Raw genomic sequence first — 17,550 nt, forward strand, 5'->3', positions numbered from 1 at the left:
GGCTCAGCCGCCCATGGCCCGCACACCCGCCGTCACCAGCACGGCCGCCGCGACGACGAGCAGGAAGGGTGCCCGCAGCACCAGCGCCACGGCGGCGGCCGCGAGCCCCGCGGCCCGGGCGTCGAGCACGAGCGCGTGCCCGTCGGCGAAGGTCTGCTGGGCCGTGAGCGCGGCGAGGAGGGCGACGGGCAGCAGGGCGGCCAGCCGCTTCACGAGCGGACGCTCCAGCGCACCGGCGGGTACCAGGAGTCCGGCGAGCTTGACGAGGTAGCAGCCGAGGGCGGTGGCCGCGATCGCGATCCAGACGGTCAACGGTCTTCCTCCTGTGCGTCATTACGTGTTCCGCCCTGCCGACGGCCCTCTACGTAGAGGGCGATCGGCGCCGCGAGAGCCGCCGCGAGCACCGGCACTCCGGCCGGCAGCACGGGCAACAGCCCAAGCCCCAGCAGGACCGCCAGCGCGGCGACGGCACGCTCGACGGTGGACTTGAGCATGGGCGCGAGCAGTGCCAGGAAGACGGCGGGTCCGGCCGCGTCGAGACCCCAGGCGTCGGTGTCGCCGATGGCCTTGGCACCGAGCGCGCCGAGCAGCGTGGTGAGGTTCCACAGCACATACAGGGTGAGCCCGGTGACGGTGAACCCGATCCGCGCGGCACGCCGGGTGGGCTGGGCGAGCGTGACGGCCGTCGTCTCGTCGATGACCCACTGGGCTGCGAACGGCCGCACCGCGCGCGGGAGGGCCAACAACTGCGAGAGGCGCAGCCCGTAGAAGGTGTTGCGCACGCCGAGGAAGAAGGCTCCCGCCGCCGCGGTGAGCGGATTGCCGCCGACCGCGAGCGCTCCCACGAGCGCGAACTGGGAGGCGCCGGTGAACACGAGGAGGCTGAGAGCGCAGGTCTGGAGCAGGGTGAGCCCGCCACCTGCCGAGGTCACCCCGAAGGCGAACCCCGACAGCCCTACGGCGATCCCGACCCCGAGGGCGTCCCGTACGACGGCGGAGTCCGGCTTGCTCCCGGCCTCTTCTCCTTCCTCTCTGGTGTGTATGTCGTCTGAAGCGATCTGTTCTGGCACATGTCGGACGATAGGAGGAGCCGCCGCCCCGCGTCTTGTACGTTCTTGCGCTCCCGCTGGTAGGCGCCCGGGGGCACGCCCACGATCCGGGCGAAGTGCCGGTTGAGGTGCGGCTGATCCGTGAATCCGACGGCTACGGCGGCCTCCGCGGGCGCCGTGCCCGCGTCCAGGAGCCGACGTGCCCGGCGCACCCGGGCGTCGGTCAGCCAGGTGTGGGGCGGCATTCCGTAGGCGGCCCGGAACGCGCGCAGCAGCGCGAACGGACTGGTTTCCAGATCCCCGGCGAGCTGCTCCAGGGTGGGCGGATCCACCATCCGGTCCTCCAGCACGGCACGCGCGCGTGCGGCGACCCGACCGCCCGCCGTGGGCACGGCGCGTTGCGGCAGCGATCCACCGTTCAGCCGGAGCAGCCTGGTGACGGCGACCCGCAGCAGGGTGTCGGCGGCGAGCGCGTTGCCCTCGTCGGCTGCCCGCAGCACCTGGTGGACGAGCCCGACGGTGTAGGGGTCGTCGAGCACGGGGCTGACGAACCCGGGCGTGCCTCGGATCGAGGTGGTCTCTGCGGCTATCGCGGCCACCACCTCGGGCGACGGGTAGACCGCGCCGTACCGCCAGCCCTCGGGAACGCCCGCCCTGCCGGTGTGCGGAGTGTCCGGGTTCACCAGGGCGAGCGCCCCGGCCCCGGCGTAGACATCGCCCCCACCGTGATGGAACACCTCGGCGCCGTCCGCGATGGCGGCGATGACGAAGTTCTCGTGCGTGTGCCGTACGAACGTCTTGCGGATGTACCGGGCCCGGAGCAGGTCGACCCCGGGCAGCTCCGTGTACCGCCAGTGCCTCGCCCGCTCGCCCGAACCCGCCATACGGCCATTCTCCGCCACGGCGGCCGACCGGCACCAAAACGGTTCCGCAAGCCGTCGCAGTTGAATTCCCGCTGGTCAAACGCATTGTCAGTGGTCGGGTGCAGGATGGACGCATGGTCAGCTCCGCACACCGAGCCCTCGACGGCTTCTCCCCCGCGACCCGCGGCTGGTTCACGGGGGCCTTCTCCGCGCCCACCGCGGCCCAGGCGGGCGCGTGGAAGGCCATCGGCGAGGGCTCGGACGTGCTGGTGGTCGCCCCGACCGGCTCCGGCAAGACCCTGGCCGCCTTCCTCGCCGCCCTGGACCAGCTCGCCGCGACACCTCCGCCCGCCGACCCGAAGAAGCGCTGCCGCGTCCTGTACGTGTCTCCGCTGAAGGCCCTCGCGGTCGATGTCGAGCGCAACCTCCGCAGCCCGCTCACCGGCATCCGCCAGGAATCCGTGCGCCTGGGCCTGCCCGAGCCCGAGGTCAAGGTCGGCATCCGCTCCGGCGACACCCCGCCCGCCGAGCGCCGCGCCCTGTCCACACGCCCGCCGGACATTCTGATCACCACCCCGGAGTCCCTGTTCCTGATGCTGACGTCGGCCACGCGTGACGCGCTGACCGGTATCGAGACGGTGATCCTGGACGAGGTGCACGCGGTCGCGGGCACCAAGCGGGGCGCGCATCTCGCGCTGTCCCTGGAGCGGCTGGACGAGCTGCTGCCGAGGCCGGCCCGCCGTATCGGCCTGTCGGCGACCGTGCGCCCGGTCGACGAGGTCGCCCGCTATCTCTCCCCGCGCCGCAAGGTGGAGATCGTCCAGCCGAAGTCGGGCAAGGAGTTCGACCTCTCCGTGGTCGTCCCGGTCGAGGACCTGGGCGAGTTGGGCGGCTCCCCGGTGGCCGACGGCAGTGAGGGCGCGGAGAAGCCGTCGATCTGGCCGCATGTCGAGGAGCGCATCACCGATCTCGTCCAGTCCCATCGTTCAACAATCGTCTTCGCCAACTCCCGCCGCCTGGCGGAGCGTCTGTGCAACCGGCTCAACGAGATCGCCTACGAGCGCGCGACCGGCGAGCCCCTGGACGAGCACCACGCACCGGCCGAGCTGATGGGCGGTTCCGGCGCGGCCCAGGGCGCGCCACCGGTCATCGCCCGCGCCCACCACGGCTCGGTCTCCAAGGAGCAGCGCGCCCAGGTCGAGGAGGACCTCAAGGCGGGCCGACTGCCCGCCGTGGTGGCCACGTCCAGTCTGGAACTGGGCATCGACATGGGTGCCGTCGATCTCGTCATCCAGGTGGAGTCCCCGCCCTCCGTGGCCTCCGGTCTCCAGCGCGTGGGCCGCGCGGGACACCAGGTCGGCGCGGTCTCCACGGGAGTGGTCTTCCCGAAGTACCGGGGCGACCTCGTCCAGGCCGCCGTGGTCACCGAGCGGATGCGCACGGGCTCCATCGAGTCCCTGAGGGTCCCCGCCAACCCGCTGGACGTCCTCGCCCAGCAGCTCGTCGCGATGACGGCGCTGGACACCTGGCAGGTCGACGACCTGCTCGCCATGGTCCGCCGTGCCGCGCCCTTCGCCTCGCTCCCGGAGTCGGCGTTCACGGCCGTGCTGGACATGCTCGCGGGCCGCTATCCGTCCGACGCGTTCGCCGAGTTGCGCCCGCGTGTGGTGTGGGACCGCATCGCCGGCACGATCACCGGCCGCCCCGGCGCGCAGCGCCTCGCCGTCACCTCCGGGGGCACTATCCCCGACCGCGGTCTCTTCGGGGTCTTCCTCGCGGGCGCCGACCCCAAGAAGGGCGGCGGCCGGGTCGGCGAGCTGGACGAGGAGATGGTCTACGAGTCCCGGGTGGGCGATGTCTTCACCCTCGGCACCAGCTCCTGGCGGATCGAGGACATCACCCGCGACCGCGTCCTGGTCTCCCCCGCGCCGGGTGTCCCGGGAAGGCTCCCCTTCTGGAAGGGCGACCAGTTGGGCCGCCCGCTCGAACTGGGCCGCGCGGTGGGCGCGTTCCTCCGCGAGGTCGGCTCCCAGCCCAAGGAGGACGCCCGCCCGCGCCTCCTCGCCGCGGGTCTCGACGCCTGGGCCGCGGAGAACGTGCTGTCGTACCTGGCCGAACAGCGCGAGGCCTGCGGCCACATCCCGGACGACCGCACGATCGTCGTGGAGCGCTTCCGCGACGAGCTCGGCGACTGGCGCGTCGTCATCCACTCCCCCTTCGGCGCCCAGGTCCACGCCCCCTGGGCACTCGCCCTCGGCGCCCGCCTCTCCGAGCGCTACGGCATGGACGCCCAGGTGATGCACGCCGACGACGGCATCGTCCTGAGGCTGCCCGACGCCGACCTGATGGGCCTGGACCTGCTCGACCAGGAGCCGATGAAGGCCGGCGCGGAGTACGACGCCGACCAGGCCCCCGTGGGCGCGGCGGACGTCGCCTTCGACAAGGGCGAGGTCAATCAGATCGTCACGGACCAGGTCGGCGGCTCGGCCCTGTTCGCGGCCCGCTTCCGCGAGTGCGCCGCCCGCGCGCTGCTGCTGCCGCGCCGCAACCCCGGCAAGCGCACCCCGTTGTGGCAGCAGCGCCAGCGAGCGGCCCAACTGCTCCAGGTGGCAAGCGAGTTCGGCTCGTTCCCGATCGTCCTGGAGGCGGTCCGCGAATGCCTCCAGGACGTCTTCGACGTCCCGGGCCTCACCGAGCTGATGGGCGACCTGGAGTCCCGCAAGGTCCGCCTCGTCGAGGTCACCACCCCCGAGCCGTCCCCCTTCGCCCGCTCCCTCCTCTTCGGGTACGTCGCCCAGTTCCTCTACGAGGGAGACTCACCGCTCGCCGAGCGCCGCGCGGCCGCCCTGTCCCTGGACTCCCGACTGCTGGCGGAGCTGCTCGGCCAGGCGGAACTGCGCGAACTCCTCGACGCCGAGGTGCTCACCGAGTTGGAGCGGGAGCTCCAGTGGCTCACCGAGGACCGCCGCATCAAGGACGTCGAAGGCGTCGCCGACCTGCTGCGGATGCTCGGCCCGCTCACCGACGCCGAGTTGGCCGAGCGGGGCGCGGCAGCACCATGGGCCCACGACCTCGCTTCCGCGCGGCGCGCGATCCGGGTCCGTATCGCCGGTGCCGACCACTGGGCGGCGATCGAGGACGCGGGCCGCCTGCGCGACGCGCTCGGCACGGCGCTGCCGGTCGGTGTCCCGGAGGCGTTCACCGAACCGGTCAAGGACCCGCTCGGCGACCTCCTCGCGCGTCACGCCCGCACCCACGGTCCGTTCACATCGGCCACGGCAGCCGCCCGCTTCGGGCTGGGCGTGGCGGTCACCGACGGCGCGTTGCAGCGGCTCGCGGCGAACGGCCGTGTCGTACAAGGGGAGTTCCACCCGGCCGGCATCGGTCAGGAGTGGTGCGACGCGACGGTGCTGCGGCGCCTGCGCCGCCGGTCGCTCGCCGCGCTGCGGCACGAGTTGGAGCCGGTGCCGCCGGCCGCGCTCGCGCAGTTCCTCCCCCAGTGGCAGCACATCGGCAAGGGCCATGGACTGCGCGGTATCGACGGACTGGTGCGCGCGGTCGAGCAGTTGCAGGGTGCCTCCGTGCCCGCGTCCGCCCTGGAGAAGCTCGTCCTGCCGTCCCGCGTGGCGAACTACGCGCCCGCCATGCTCGACGAACTCACCTCCGCCGGCGAGCTGGTGTGGGCGGGCGCGGGCTCCCTCCCCGGCAAGGACGGCTGGATCTCCCTCTACCTGGCGGACGCGGCCCCCCTGCTCCTCCCGCCCCCGCACCCGCTCGAACTCACGGCACTGCACCAGTCAGTCCTGGACGCCCTCTCCGGCGGCTACGGCCTCTTCTTCCGCCAGATCGCCGACCAGATCCGCGCGACCACCCATCCTGACGCCACCGATCCCCAACTGGCCGACGCTGTCTGGGACCTGGCCTGGTCCGGTCGGCTCACGAACGACACGCTCACCCCCATGCGCTCCCTGCTGGGCTCCGGCCGTACAGCGGGTTCCACGGCCCACCGCGCGAAACGCACGGTCCCGCGCGGGCGCTACGGCTCCCTCACCGCGGCCGCCCGCCCCGCCTCCCGAACCGGTCCGCCGACCGTCGCGGGCCGCTGGTCCCTGCTCCCCGCCCATGAACCGGACCCCACCGTGCGCGCCCACGCCCTGGCCCGCACCCTGCTCGACCGGCACGGCGTGGTGACCCGGGGAGCGGTCGCCGCGGAGGGTGTCGAGGGCGGCTTCTCGGCGACGTACCGCGTCCTGTCGGTCTTCGAGGACAGCGGTCAGGCTCGGCGCGGCTATGTCGTGGAGGGGCTCGGCGCCGCCCAGTTCGCGATGGACGGCGCGGTGGACCGCCTCCGCGCGGTCGCCAACGCCCGCGACCGGGGCGACGAACTGCCCGCACCGGACGCCACGGACAACGACCCGTACGGTTTCGGGGCCCTCGACAACTCCCCGACGCCGACCCCCGGTTCGGCAGACCGTTCCACAGCAGCCCCGACCCCCTACGACCACGGTCGGCACGCCACTTCCGAGCCGCACACACCCACCCCCTCCGGAGTCCACGACTTCGCCGACGCCTTCGGCCCGTTCACCGACTTCGATGACCTCGACGACACGGGCACACCGGCCGGGCCCACCTCACGGCTCCAAGGCTCCCCCTCCTCCCACCCCCCGTCCCCGGGCGACTACATCTCACCCCGCGACTTCCCCGCCCCGACACCCCGGACCAGCACCGCCTCTCCCTACGCCAGCCACCACCCCCGCCGTCCGTCCCTCTCGTCCCGAGCCGTGGTCCTGGCCGCAGCCGACCCGGCGAACGCGTACGGCGCCGCCCTCCCCTGGCCCGAGCCGCCGACGGGCGCCGGGCACAAGCCGGGGCGGAAGGCCGGCTCGCTCGTCGTACTCGTCGACGGTGAGCTGACGCTGTACATGGAGCGCGGCGGCAAGACCCTGCTCGCCTGGCCCTCCGCGCCGGACACCACAGCCACCGAAGACCCACGCCTCCAAGGGGCCGCCGAAGCCCTCGCGGCAGCGGCCCGAGCCGGTTCGCTCGGCACGGTCACGGTGGAGCGGGTCAACGGCGCCTCGGCTCTGACCTCCCCCATCGGCACCCTCCTGGAAGGAGCGGGCTTCATCGCGACACCGCGCGGCCTGCGCCTGCGCGCGTGAACCGAACCGACCCTCACCACCGCATGCCACCCTTGACCCATGCCTGAAGGCGACACCGTCTGGCAGACCGCGGAGCGCCTCCACACGGCCCTCGCGGGCAAGGTGCTGACCCGCAGCGACCTCAGGGTCCCCAAGTACGCCACGGCGGACCTCACCGGACGCACCGTCCTGGACGTCACACCCCGGGGCAAGCACCTGCTGACCCGTGTCGAGGGCGGCCTGACCCTCCACTCCCACCTGCGCATGGACGGCACCTGGCGGGTGTACGCCAATGGTCGACGCTGGAGCGGTGGCGGCCCGGCCCACCAGATCCGCGCGATCCTCGGCACCGCCGACCGCACGGCCGTCGGCTACCGCCTCCCCGTCCTGGAACTGCTGCGCACCGCCGACGAACACCGCGCCGTGGGCCACCTCGGCCCCGACCTCCTGGGCCCCGACTGGAACCCGGAGCAGGCCTTGGCCAACCTCCTCGCCGCCCCTTCCCGTCCCCTCGGCGAGGCCTTGCTCGACCAGCGGAACCTGGCCGGTATCGGCAACATCTACAAAAGCGAACTCTGCTACCTCCTCGGCGCCACCCCCTGGCTCCCCGTCGGCGCCCTCCCCGCCGACCGCGCCGCGAAGCTGCCCGCCATCGCCAAGCGACTCCTGGAAGCCAACCGCGACCGCCCGGTTCGCAACACCACGAGCACCATCACGAACGGTTCCACGCACCGCCCCACAGGCGGCCCCCACTCCCCCGACCTGTTCGTCTACGGCCGCGCACCCCGCCCCTGTCTGCGCTGCGGCACCCCGATCCGCACGGCCGACCAGGGCGACGGCTCCCGCGAGCGGCCCACCTACTGGTGCCCGGCCTGCCAGGTGGGTCCGGCGCCGGGTGCCTCTCCACCGCGCGGAACTCAGCACCGTACGACTAATTGACGACCCGTCAGAAACCCTCGTACCGTCGCTGCATGCCCGTCAAGGCGTACGACCTCACCGGACGCACCGCTTTCGTCACCGGCGCCGCCAGCGGTATCGGCCGCGCGTCCGCCGTGCTGCTCGCCGAGGCGGGTGCCACCGTGCACTGCGCCGACCGTGACCCGCAGGGTCTGCACGACACGGCGACCCTGATCAAGGACAAGGGGGGCACCGCCCGCACCCATCAGCTCGACGTCACCGATCGCGCGCAGGTCCGGCAGGCCGTCGAGTCCTGCGAGGAGTTGCATGTGATGGCCGCGGTCGCCGGGATCATGCACAGCAGCACGGTGCTGGAGACCCGGGACGAGGATCTCGACCGGGTGCTGAACGTCAACTTCAAAGGGGTGCTGTACGCCTGTCAGGAGGCGGCCCGGCTGATGCTCGACCGGGGCACGAGGGGCAGCATCGTCACCATGGCCTCGGGTGCGATCGACACCGGAGGGTCAGGGCTGCTGTGCTACAGCGCCGCGAAGGCGGCCGTCGTCCAGTTGACGAAGACGCTGGCGACAGAGGTCGGCCGACTCGGCATCCGCGTCAACGCCGTCGCGCCGGGCTGGATACGTACGCCCATGACCGATCACCACGAGGGCGAGGCGCAGGCCCGTACCGAGGCGATGATGGCCCGGCTGTCGCCGCTGGGCCGGGTAGGTGAGCCGGAGGACATCGCGCACGCCGTGCTGTATCTGGCGTCCGACGCGTCGTCGTTCACGACGGGTCAGATCCTCCGCCCGAACGGGGGCGTGGCGATGCCCTGGTGACGGACGCCTCCCCAGCGGGTGACGTCTGCCAGGCTTCCCTCCACCGCCCCACGGCCACGGCGCCGGCCGCCCGCGCCTTGGGCATGCAGTGCACCGGGAGCAGGCTCAGCCCCCATCCCCCGGCCGCGACCGCCCCCTCCAGCGCACCCGCGTGCGGTGTCAGGGCGAGCCGCAGCACGGCCCACCACCACAGCGCCCCGAGTCCCAACGCAGCCCCCCAGCGCGCTATCCGCCCCGACATGGCCGCCACCACCTCCAGCCGGACGCTAAGCCACCGCGGTCATCCGCGAGGAGGGCGCATCGACGGCACACGGACGCACCACCCGCCTCAACCATGACCGCACTGAGCCACACCGGCAAACGGACCGCCACGGACCAGCAAAGCACCCGGCCATGCAAAGCACCCCGCCACGCAAGGCGCCCGGAACGCGAAAGACCCCGACCGCACCTCTCCAGCTCTCACTGGAGAAGCCCCGGCCGGGGCCTCAGTACATTCTCAGCGCCGGTCAGCGCCGCGTCGGCTCAGACCGGCGTCAGCATCACGCGGCGACCACGTCCACCGCCTCGGCGGGGGCCTTGATGGTCACCCGTTCCGGTGGCACACCGGTCACCGACACGGAACCCAGCATCGGACGTACCGACGTGGGCACAGAACCGGTGGCCGCAGCAGACTGGGCCAGCTCGGCGAGAGCGAGCTCGTCGCTCACTTCCCGCATGAGCTCGGACATCCGTACGTCCAACGCGTCGCAGATGGCGGAGAGCAGTTCAGAGGAAGCCTCCTTCTGCCCCCGCTCCACCTCGGAGAGATAGCCGAGTGAGACTCGGGCGGACGAGGAGACTTCGCGCAGAGTACGGCCCTGGCGCTGGCGCTGCCGACGCAGCACGTCACCCAGCAGGCGACGGAGCAGAATCATCGGTGGCTCCCTCCTCGGACCGCGTAGCCGCATCCTTCTCGCCCCACCGTACCGCCTTGCGCCGCGGCCGTGCGGGGAGCGATGTCGTGTTCACTCAGGGCTGCAAACATCAAAACCCCCCGTTCTGTTCCGTATCCTGTGCCCGCTCATTCCCGGTCTGTTCGCTCACGAGCCGCTCCAAAAGCAGCGCGAGTACGCTCCGTACACTCTCCATACGAATTTCCGCCCGGCCGCCGTTCAACCGCAGCGCGGCTACTTTCCCGCCACCGACGGCATCCGAATCCGGTCCAAAGGGCCCGTCCACGGCGACGAAAACGGTGCCCACGGGCTGCCCGTCCTGCGGCTCCGGGCCGGCGACACCGGTCGTCGCGATGCCCCAGTCGGCGCCCAGCGCCTTCCGCACACCGGCCGCCATCTGGGCCGCGACCTGCGCATCTACGGCGCCCCGCTCGGCCAGCAGGGCGGCGTCGACACCGAGCAGCTGGTGCTTCAGCTCGGTGGCGTAGGCGGTGACGGAACCGCGGAAGGCCTTGGAGGCTCCGGGCACCGATGTGATCTCCGCCGCAACCAGACCACCGGTGAGGGACTCGGCGACAGCGAGCGTCGCACCGCTCACGGTCAGTAGTCGCACCACTTCAGTGGCCGTGGAACTCACGCTTCCGTCTCCTCCGACGCCGCCCTGCGCTCGGCGATCCCCTGCCTGCGCAACACAATGGCCTGTCTCACATAGTCGAGCCCGGTCAGCACGGTCAGCACGACCGCCGCCGCCATCACCCAGAACCTCAGGGTGGCCAGCCATCCCGTGAGCGCCAGCACATACATCCCTACGGCGATGCCCTGTGTGAGCGTCTTCAGCTTGCCGCCGCGCGACGCGGGAATGACGCCGTACCGGATGACAAGAAAACGCAGCAGTGTGATCCCGAGTTCCCGGCCGAGGATGACGACGGTCACCCACCACGGCAGATCGCCGAGCGAGGACAGACAGATCAGCGCCGCGCCCATGATCGCCTTGTCGGCGATGGGGTCGGCGATCTTCCCGAAGTCGGTGACGAGGTCGTAGGTGCGCGCCAGATGGCCGTCGAACAGGTCGGTGATCATGGCGATGGCGAACGCCGCCCAGGCGAACGAGCGCATCGCCGGGTCGTACCCGCCGTCGGCCAGCATCAGGGCGACGAAGCCGGGGACGAGCAGCAGCCGGAGCATGGTCAGGAAGTTGGCGATGTTCCAGACGCTCGCCTGGTTGACGGCGGCGGCGACGACCTTCGCACCGCGCGCTGGCCTCGGGCCACCAGGACCGCCCGAGTCGACGACTCCAGCCGGGACACCACCGGCCGAGGCACCGGCAGAAGAGACACCACCGGCCGACGTCCCCCCAGAAGAGGCACCCCCGGCCGAAGCCCCACCCGAACCCGCACCACCGGAAGCCGCTCCACTACTGGGAGGCGCACCGCCGGCCGACACTCCCCCGGAGGGGATCCCACCGGAGACACTGCCCGACATCGCGCCGGAGGGGGCGCCACCGGAGGCCGCACCGGAACCCGCGCTCGCGGGCGCGCCGTTCGCGCTGGAGGTGTCGCCCGCCGCCGATGCCGGGACTCCGGTCATCTGCCCGCCTCCTCACTACACGCGAGCGAGCCCAGGAGCGGCTCGGCCACCAGGTCGACACCTTCCGTACCGACCACCTTCGCCTCGACCATACGGCCGACGCTCAGGCCTTCGCCGCTCGTGAGGAGCACCTGGCCGTCCGTCTCCGGCGCCTGGTGCTCGCCGCGGCCGTAGGCGCCGTCCTCGGAGTCCACCGACTCGACCAGCACGTGCACGGTCTCGCCGACGCGCTCCTCGGCGCGCTGCGAGACGAGTTCCTCGGCGAGCCGCGAGATGTGCGCGAGCCGGGCGTCGACGACGTCCTGGTCGAGCTTCTTGTCGTACGTCGCCGCCTCCGTGCCCTCCTCGTCGGAGTAGCCGAAGACACCGATGGCGTCCAGGCGGGCGCCGTTCAGGAAGCGCTCCAGTTCGGCGAGGTCGGCCTCGGTCTCGCCGGGAAAGCCGACGATGAAGTTCGAGCGCACGCCGGCCTGCGGGGCCTTGGAGCGGATGGTGTCGAGGAGTTCGAGGAAGCGGTCGGTGTCGCCGAAGCGGCGCATGGAGCGCAGCACGTCGGGCGCGGAGTGCTGGAAGGACAGGTCGAAGTAGGGCGCGATCTTCGGTGTCGAGGTGAGCACGTCGATGAGCCCGGGGCGCATCTCGGCCGGCTGGAGGTAGCTCACGCGCACGCGCTCCAGGCCGTCGATGTCCGCCAGTTCGGGCAGCAGCGACTCCAGGAGGCGGATGTCGCCCAGGTCCTTGCCGTAGGACGTGTTGTTCTCGGAGACCAGCATGACCTCCTTGACGCCCTGTTCGGCCAGCCACCGGGTCTCGTTCAGTACGTCGCTGGGGCGGCGGGAGATGAAGGAACCGCGGAAGGACGGGATGGCGCAGAAGGAACAGCGCCGGTCGCAGCCGGAGGCGAGCTTCACCGAGGCGACCGGGGAGCCGTCCAGGCGGCGGCGCAGGGGCGCGCGGGGGCCCGAGGCGGGCGCGAGGCCGTCCGGGAGGTCGACCGGGCCGTGGCCGGGCAGCGCGACGTCGGCGGCGGACTCCTGCCGCTCGGCGGGGCTGATCGGCAGCAGCTTGCGGCGGTCGCGCGGGGTGTGCGAGGCGTGGATGCCGCCGTTCAGGATGGTCTGGAGGCGGTCGGAGATGTCGGCGTAGTCGTCGAAGCCGAGCACTCCGTCGGCCTCGGGGAGCGCCTCGGCGAGTTCCTTGCCGTACCGCTCGGCCATGCAGCCCACCGCGACGACGGCCTGCGTTCTGCCGTGGCCCTTGAGGTCGTTGGCTTCCAGGAGGGCGTCTACGGAGTCCTTCTTGGCGGCCTCGACGAAGCCACAGGTGTTGACGACGGCGACGTCCGCGTCCTCGGCGTCCTCCACGAGTTGCCAGCCGTCCGCCTCCAAGCGGCCTGCGAGCTCCTCCGAGTCCACCTCGTTACGGGCGCAGCCAAGAGTGACGAGTGCGACGGTACGGCGTTCAGGCATGGGCTCAAGACTACTTCGTCCCACTGACACCCCACGTCGAAGGGGTTGGCCGATCTTGGCCAACCCCTTGAACAGTCACCCCGTAGGGCCCGCTTGCCGGTCTGCTTATCCGACCTCGGGGTCGCCCTTGGTGTACGTGAGGCGCTCCACCGCTCCGGGCTGGAAGTCGTCCTCGATCTTCTTGCCGTTGACGTAGAGCTGGATCGCGCCGGCGTCGCCGAGGATCAGGTTGACCTTCGAGCTGTCCTGGAAGGTCTTCGACTCGCCCTTCTTGAGGAGTCCGTCGAAGAGCATCCGGCCGTTGTGGTCCTTGGCGGAGATCCAGCTGCGGCCGTCGACCGCGGTCACCTGGACCGTCACCTTGTCCTGCGGCGCGGCGGCGATGGCGCTGTCGGAGGGGTCGGACTTGGGGGTGGCGGGGTCGGTGTTCGAGGGTGTCGGCTTGGCGGGTTTGCTGGCGCTGGGCGATGCTCCCTGGGCGACCTGCGACTTGGCGTCGGTGTCGCTGTCGCCGCCCTTGAAGGCGGTGAATCCGACGAAGCCGACCACCGCGACGATCGCGGCGACCATGGCGGCGGTCCAGTTGGGGCCCCGCCGTTCCGGACGGATACGTTCCGCCTCGAAGAGGGGTGCGGCCGGCGTCGGGGCCGGGCGGCCGCCGTGATCGTCGTCGTAGCGCGCGAGGAGCGGGGCGGGATCGATGTGGACGGCCCTGGCGAGGGTCCGGATGTGCCCGCGGGCGTAGACGTCACCGCCGCAGGGCGTGAAGTCGTCGGCTTCGATGGCGTGCACGATGGCGATGCGGACCCGGGTGACACTGCTGACGTCGTCGACGGTCAGCCCGGCGGCGATACGTGCCTGTTGCAGGGCTCGGCCGACGGAAGGGCGGGCTGCTTCCTCATGACCGTCTTCGGAGTGTCCGTCTTCGAACGGACGCTCGTCTTGAGGGGAGTTGCCGATGGACACGGGGGCGCCTTTCGAGCGTGTAGCCGCCTGTGCTGGAGGTTCAGTCTAGGGGGGGTATGAAAGGGTGGGGCAACCGGGCGGTGGGACTTTGTACGCCATCGGTATGGCCGGACAGACCGATGGCGGGCCGGACACGGACCCCATGGTGGGAGCCCCATCTGTCCTCTCGCTCAACTTGACGTACGGCAAAGGGAAACGGTTGCCCGACGATCTCTAACGGGTGAGTCACGGCCGGTCGCACCCCCTCGGGGAACCGCCTACCCGCTTCTAGCCCTCGGACTCCCCGCGGATCACCGCGAGCACGCCGTCCAACTCGTCGCCCTTCACCAGAACGTCACGCGCCTTGGACCCCTCACTGGGTCCGACGATGCCCCGGGACTCCATGAGGTCCATGAGCCGCCCGGCCTTGGCGAAGCCGACGCGCAGCTTGCGCTGGAGCATCGAGGTGGACCCGAACTGCGTGGACACGACCAGTTCGGCCGCCTGGCACAGCAGATCGAGGTCGTCGCCGATGTCCTCGTCGATCTCCTTCTTCTGCTTGGCGCCTACGGTGACGTCCTCCCGGAAGACCGGGGTCATCTGGTCCTTGCAGTGCTGCACGACGGCGTGGATCTCGTCCTCGGTGACGAAGGCGCCCTGCATACGGGTGGGCTTGTTCTGACCCATCGGCAGGTACAGCCCGTCGCCCTTGCCGATCAGTTTCTCGGCGCCGGGCTGGTCGAGGATGACCCGGGAGTCGGCGAGCGAGGAGGTGGCGAACGCGAGCCTGGAGGGCACGTTCGCCTTGATCAGACCGGTGACGACGTCCACGGAGGGTCGCTGTGTCGCGAGCACCAGGTGGATGCCGGCCGCGCGCGCGAGCTGCGTGATGCGCACGATCGAGTCCTCGACGTCCCTCGGGGCGACCATCATCAGGTCGGCCAGCTCGTCGACGATCACCAGGAGGTACGGATACGTCTTGAGCTCGCGCTCACTGCCGTCCGGCGTCTTCAGCTTGCCGTCGCGGATCGCCTGGTTGAAGTCGTCGATGTGCCGGTACCCGAAGGCGGCGAGGTCGTCATACCTGAGGTCCATCTCGCGTACGACCCACTGGAGCGCCTCGGCGGCCCGCTTAGGGTTGGTGATGATGGGCGTGATCAGGTGCGGGATGCCTTCGTAGGCGGTCAGTTCGACGCGCTTGGGGTCGACGAGGACCATGCGGACGTCCTCGGGGGTCGCGCGGCACATGATCGACGTGATCAGGCAGTTGATGCAGGACGACTTGCCGGAGCCGGTGGCACCGGCCACCAGGATGTGCGGCATCTTCGCCATGTTGGCCATGACATAGCCGCCCTCGACATCCTTGCCGAGCGCCACGAGCATCGGGTGGTCGTCCTCGGCCGCGTCCGCGAGGCGCAGGACGTCTCCTACGTTGACCATCTCCCGGTCCGTGTTCGGGATCTCGATGCCGACCGCGGACTTGCCGGGGATCGGGCTGATGATCCGCACATCGGGGCTGGCGACGGCGTAGGCGATGTTCTTCGTGAGAGCGGTGATGCGCTCCACCTTGACGGCCGGGCCGAGCTCGACCTCGTAGCGCGTGACCGTGGGCCCGCGCGTGAAGCCGGTGACGGCTGCGTCGACCTTGAACTCGGAGAAGACGTTCGTCAAGGAGGCGACCACGGCGTCGTTCGCGGCGCTGCGCGCCTTGCCGGGGCCCCCGCGCGTGAGGAGGTCGAGCGAGGGCAGCGAGTACGTGATGTCGCCGGAGAGCTGGAGCTGCTCGGCGCGCGGCGGGAGGTCGCGGACCTCCTCCGGGGGCGCCTTCGTGAGGTCCATGACCTCGGCCTTGAGCTTCTCCTGCTTGGGGCGCGCGGCGGGTGCCGGGACGGGCGTCGGAGTGGTGTCCTCGCGGTCTCCCCCGACCCGTACGCCCTGGGTGAGGTCGGCGACGATCGGCGAGGGCGGCATGCCGTGCAGGACGGCCCCGTCGAGCGCCGCCGCGGCGGCCGCCGCGACGTCCACGGCGTCCATGGGGCGGTGCATGTCGGGCTGGGGCACCGCGGAGCGCCTGGGGCGGCCCCGGCGCCTGGTGAGGGCCTCCTGCTCCGCGCTGTCCGGGTCGTACGCCTCGGGGTCGCTCCCGCGCTTGCGAGGGCGTGCGGGCAGCGCCTCGCGCCACTGCTCGTCGTAGCGCTCGTCGTCCTCGCCGAACTCGTCCTCGTCCTCGGGGTCGTGGACGATGCCCAGCTTCACCCCGAGCAGCCGCAGGCGCTGCGGGATGGCGTTGACGGGCGTGGCCGTGACGACCAGCAGCCCGAAGATCGTGAGCAGCACGAGGAGGGGGACGGCGAGCACCTCGCCCATGGTGTACGTCAGCGGGGTCGCCACACCCCAGCCGATGAGGCCGCCGGCGTCCCTTATCGCCTGCATGCCGTCGCTGCGGGCGGGCGCGCCGCAGGCGATGTGGACCTGGCCGAGGACGCCGATGACGAGCGCGGACAGGCCGATCACGATGCGGCCGTTGGCCTCGGGCTTCTCCGGGTGGCGGATGAAGCGCACGGCGATCACCGCGAGCAGTATCGGCACGAGCAGGTCGAGGCGGCCGAAGGCGCCCGTGACAAGGATCTCGACGAGGTCGCCGACCGGGCCGCGCAGATCGGCCCAGGTGCCGGCGGCGACGATGAGGGCGAGGCCGAACAGGAGCAGAGCCACGCCATCCTTGCGGTGCGCCGGATCGAGGTTCTTCGCGCCCTGCCCTATGCCGCGGAACACGGCGCCGACGGCGTGCGCGGTGCCGAGCCAGATGGCGCGCACGAGCTTGACGATGCCACCGGTGGGGCTGGGCGCGGGCTTGGGCGCCGGGCGGGCGGTCTTCTTGGCGACCGCCTTCTTCGCCGGCGCCCTTTTCGCGGCGGCCTTCTTCGCCGGAGCCTTCGCCGGAGCAGCCCTCTTGGCGGGCTGCTTCTTGGCTGCGGAGGGACGTGAGGCCATAGGTGTGAGGTTACCTGTGGAGAGCGCAGGGGACACGTGTGCCCACTGCTTCACCCGTTCGTGTCGCCCCTACGGGATGGGGAGCTGACGCCCGCTCACGCACAACTGCGCCCGCGGCGGACGTCAGTTCTGTGACGGAAGCGAAGGCGCTCCGGTGCCGGTGCCCGGCTCCAGGGCGTCGAGTGCCCGGCGCAGCCCGGTGAGTTTGCGTTCGAGATGGGCTGCGGTGGCCACGGCGGCCGCGTCCGCCGACTCGTCGTCGAGCTGCTTGGACAGCGCCTCCGCCTGCTCCTCGACGGCCGCGAGCCGCGCGGACAGCTCGGCGAGCAGTCCGGCCGGTTCCTTCGCCGCACCGGCCGCGGGCTTGCCGCCGCCCTCCAGCTGGAGCCGCAACAGCGCCGCCTGCTCCCGCAGTTGGCAGTTCTTCATGTACAGCTCGACGAAGACCGAGACCTTCGCGCGCAGCACCCACGGGTCGAACGGCTTGGAGATGTAGTCGACCGCGCCCGCCGCGTAACCCCGGAAGGTGTGGTGCGGGCCGTGGTTGATCGCGGTGAGGAAGATGATCGGGATGTCCCGGGTCCGCTCCCGTCGCTTGATGTGCGCGGCGGTTTCGAAACCGTCCATGCCTGGCATCTGGACGTCCAGCAGAATGACCGCGAAGTCGTCCGTGAGCAGTGCTTTGAGCGCTTCCTCCCCGGACGATGCCCGAACCAGTGTCTGATCGAGCGCAGAGAGGATGGCCTCCAGCGCCAGCAGATTCTCCGGCCGGTCATCGACCAGAAGGATCTTGGCCTTCTGCACCATGGCCCGCCCTCCTCGCCCCGGATGTGC

At 71.3% G+C, this 17,550-nt stretch carries 14 protein-coding genes; 3 read left to right on the plus strand and 11 right to left on the minus strand.

The features are described from left to right. Positions 1-3 precede the first annotated feature (3 nt). From ACWIHT_RS12055 to ACWIHT_RS12065, 3 genes are read right to left on the minus strand one after another with little or no spacing between them, the layout of a single operon-like run. Positions 4-312, minus strand: coding sequence for an AzlD domain-containing protein (locus ACWIHT_RS12055; RefSeq protein WP_201048136.1), 309 nt, complete (start codon positions 310-312; stop codon positions 4-6). Continuing rightward, positions 309-1,070, minus strand: coding sequence for an AzlC family ABC transporter permease (locus ACWIHT_RS12060; RefSeq protein ID WP_456167065.1), 762 nt, complete (start codon positions 1,068-1,070; stop codon positions 309-311). Before ACWIHT_RS12060 ends, ACWIHT_RS12055 begins: the two co-directional genes overlap by 4 nt. Then, complete coding sequence (locus ACWIHT_RS12065; RefSeq protein WP_456167067.1) at positions 956-1,933, minus strand: AraC family transcriptional regulator; 978 nt, start codon at positions 1,931-1,933, stop codon at positions 956-958. Before ACWIHT_RS12065 ends, ACWIHT_RS12060 begins: the two co-directional genes overlap by 115 nt. A 113-nt stretch (positions 1,934-2,046) precedes the next feature. Here ACWIHT_RS12065 and ACWIHT_RS12070 point away from each other — a divergent pair, with 113 nt between their 5' ends. Genes ACWIHT_RS12070 through ACWIHT_RS12080 form a run of 3 tightly spaced genes read left to right on the plus strand, consistent with a single transcriptional unit; the run spans position 2,047 to position 8,789 of the window. Then, positions 2,047-7,074 carry an ATP-dependent helicase gene (locus tag ACWIHT_RS12070; protein WP_456167069.1) on the plus strand — a complete coding sequence of 1,676 codons (5,028 nt, stop codon included), beginning with the start codon at positions 2,047-2,049 and terminating at the stop codon, positions 7,072-7,074. Between the two features lie 39 nt (positions 7,075-7,113). Beyond that, positions 7,114-7,992 carry an Fpg/Nei family DNA glycosylase gene (locus ACWIHT_RS12075; protein ID WP_456167071.1) on the plus strand — a complete coding sequence of 293 codons (879 nt, stop codon included), beginning with the start codon at positions 7,114-7,116 and terminating at the stop codon, positions 7,990-7,992. Positions 7,993-8,024: 32 nt separating this feature from the next. Beyond that, positions 8,025-8,789, plus strand: a complete 765-nt coding sequence (locus ACWIHT_RS12080) for an SDR family NAD(P)-dependent oxidoreductase (RefSeq protein ID WP_456167073.1) — start codon at positions 8,025-8,027, stop codon at positions 8,787-8,789. Here ACWIHT_RS12080 and ACWIHT_RS12085 read toward each other — a convergent pair. From ACWIHT_RS12085 to ACWIHT_RS12120, 8 genes are all read right to left on the minus strand, one after another. Further along, the gene (locus ACWIHT_RS12085) at positions 8,737-9,030 is read right to left on the minus strand and encodes a hypothetical protein (protein WP_456167075.1); all 294 of its coding nucleotides are present in this window, start codon (positions 9,028-9,030) and stop codon (positions 8,737-8,739) included. The genes ACWIHT_RS12080 and ACWIHT_RS12085 overlap by 53 nt on opposite strands. 298 nt (positions 9,031-9,328) lie before the next feature. Next, positions 9,329-9,703, minus strand: a complete 375-nt coding sequence (locus ACWIHT_RS12090; protein ID WP_019060943.1) for a helix-turn-helix domain-containing protein — start codon at positions 9,701-9,703, stop codon at positions 9,329-9,331. Between the two features lie 109 nt (positions 9,704-9,812). Further along, a complete protein-coding gene (locus ACWIHT_RS12095; RefSeq protein ID WP_456167077.1) occupies positions 9,813-10,358 on the minus strand; it encodes a CinA family protein in 546 nt (181 codons plus the stop codon). Next, positions 10,355-11,308: a CDP-diacylglycerol--glycerol-3-phosphate 3-phosphatidyltransferase gene (gene pgsA, locus ACWIHT_RS12100; protein ID WP_456167079.1), complete on the minus strand. Its 954-nt coding sequence runs from the start codon at positions 11,306-11,308 to the stop codon at positions 10,355-10,357. The genes ACWIHT_RS12095 and pgsA overlap by 4 nt, the downstream gene beginning before the upstream one ends. Then, on the minus strand, positions 11,305-12,777 hold the full coding sequence (gene rimO, locus ACWIHT_RS12105) for a 30S ribosomal protein S12 methylthiotransferase RimO (protein WP_381251290.1): 1,473 nt from the start codon (positions 12,775-12,777) through the stop codon (positions 11,305-11,307). The genes pgsA and rimO overlap by 4 nt, the downstream gene beginning before the upstream one ends. Positions 12,778-12,882: 105 nt before the next feature. After that, on the minus strand, positions 12,883-13,743 hold the full coding sequence (locus ACWIHT_RS12110; RefSeq protein ID WP_456167081.1) for a helix-turn-helix domain-containing protein: 861 nt from the start codon (positions 13,741-13,743) through the stop codon (positions 12,883-12,885). 267 nt (positions 13,744-14,010) lie between these two features. Continuing rightward, positions 14,011-16,716 carry a DNA translocase FtsK gene (locus tag ACWIHT_RS12115; protein WP_456167083.1) on the minus strand — a complete coding sequence of 902 codons (2,706 nt, stop codon included), beginning with the start codon at positions 16,714-16,716 and terminating at the stop codon, positions 14,011-14,013. Between the two features lie 123 nt (positions 16,717-16,839). Then, the gene (locus tag ACWIHT_RS12120) at positions 16,840-17,523 is read right to left on the minus strand and encodes a response regulator (protein WP_456167085.1); all 684 of its coding nucleotides are present in this window, start codon (positions 17,521-17,523) and stop codon (positions 16,840-16,842) included. Positions 17,524-17,550: the final 27 nt, after the last annotated feature.

It is taken from the genome of Streptomyces sp. NPDC002276 (assembly GCF_053891435.1).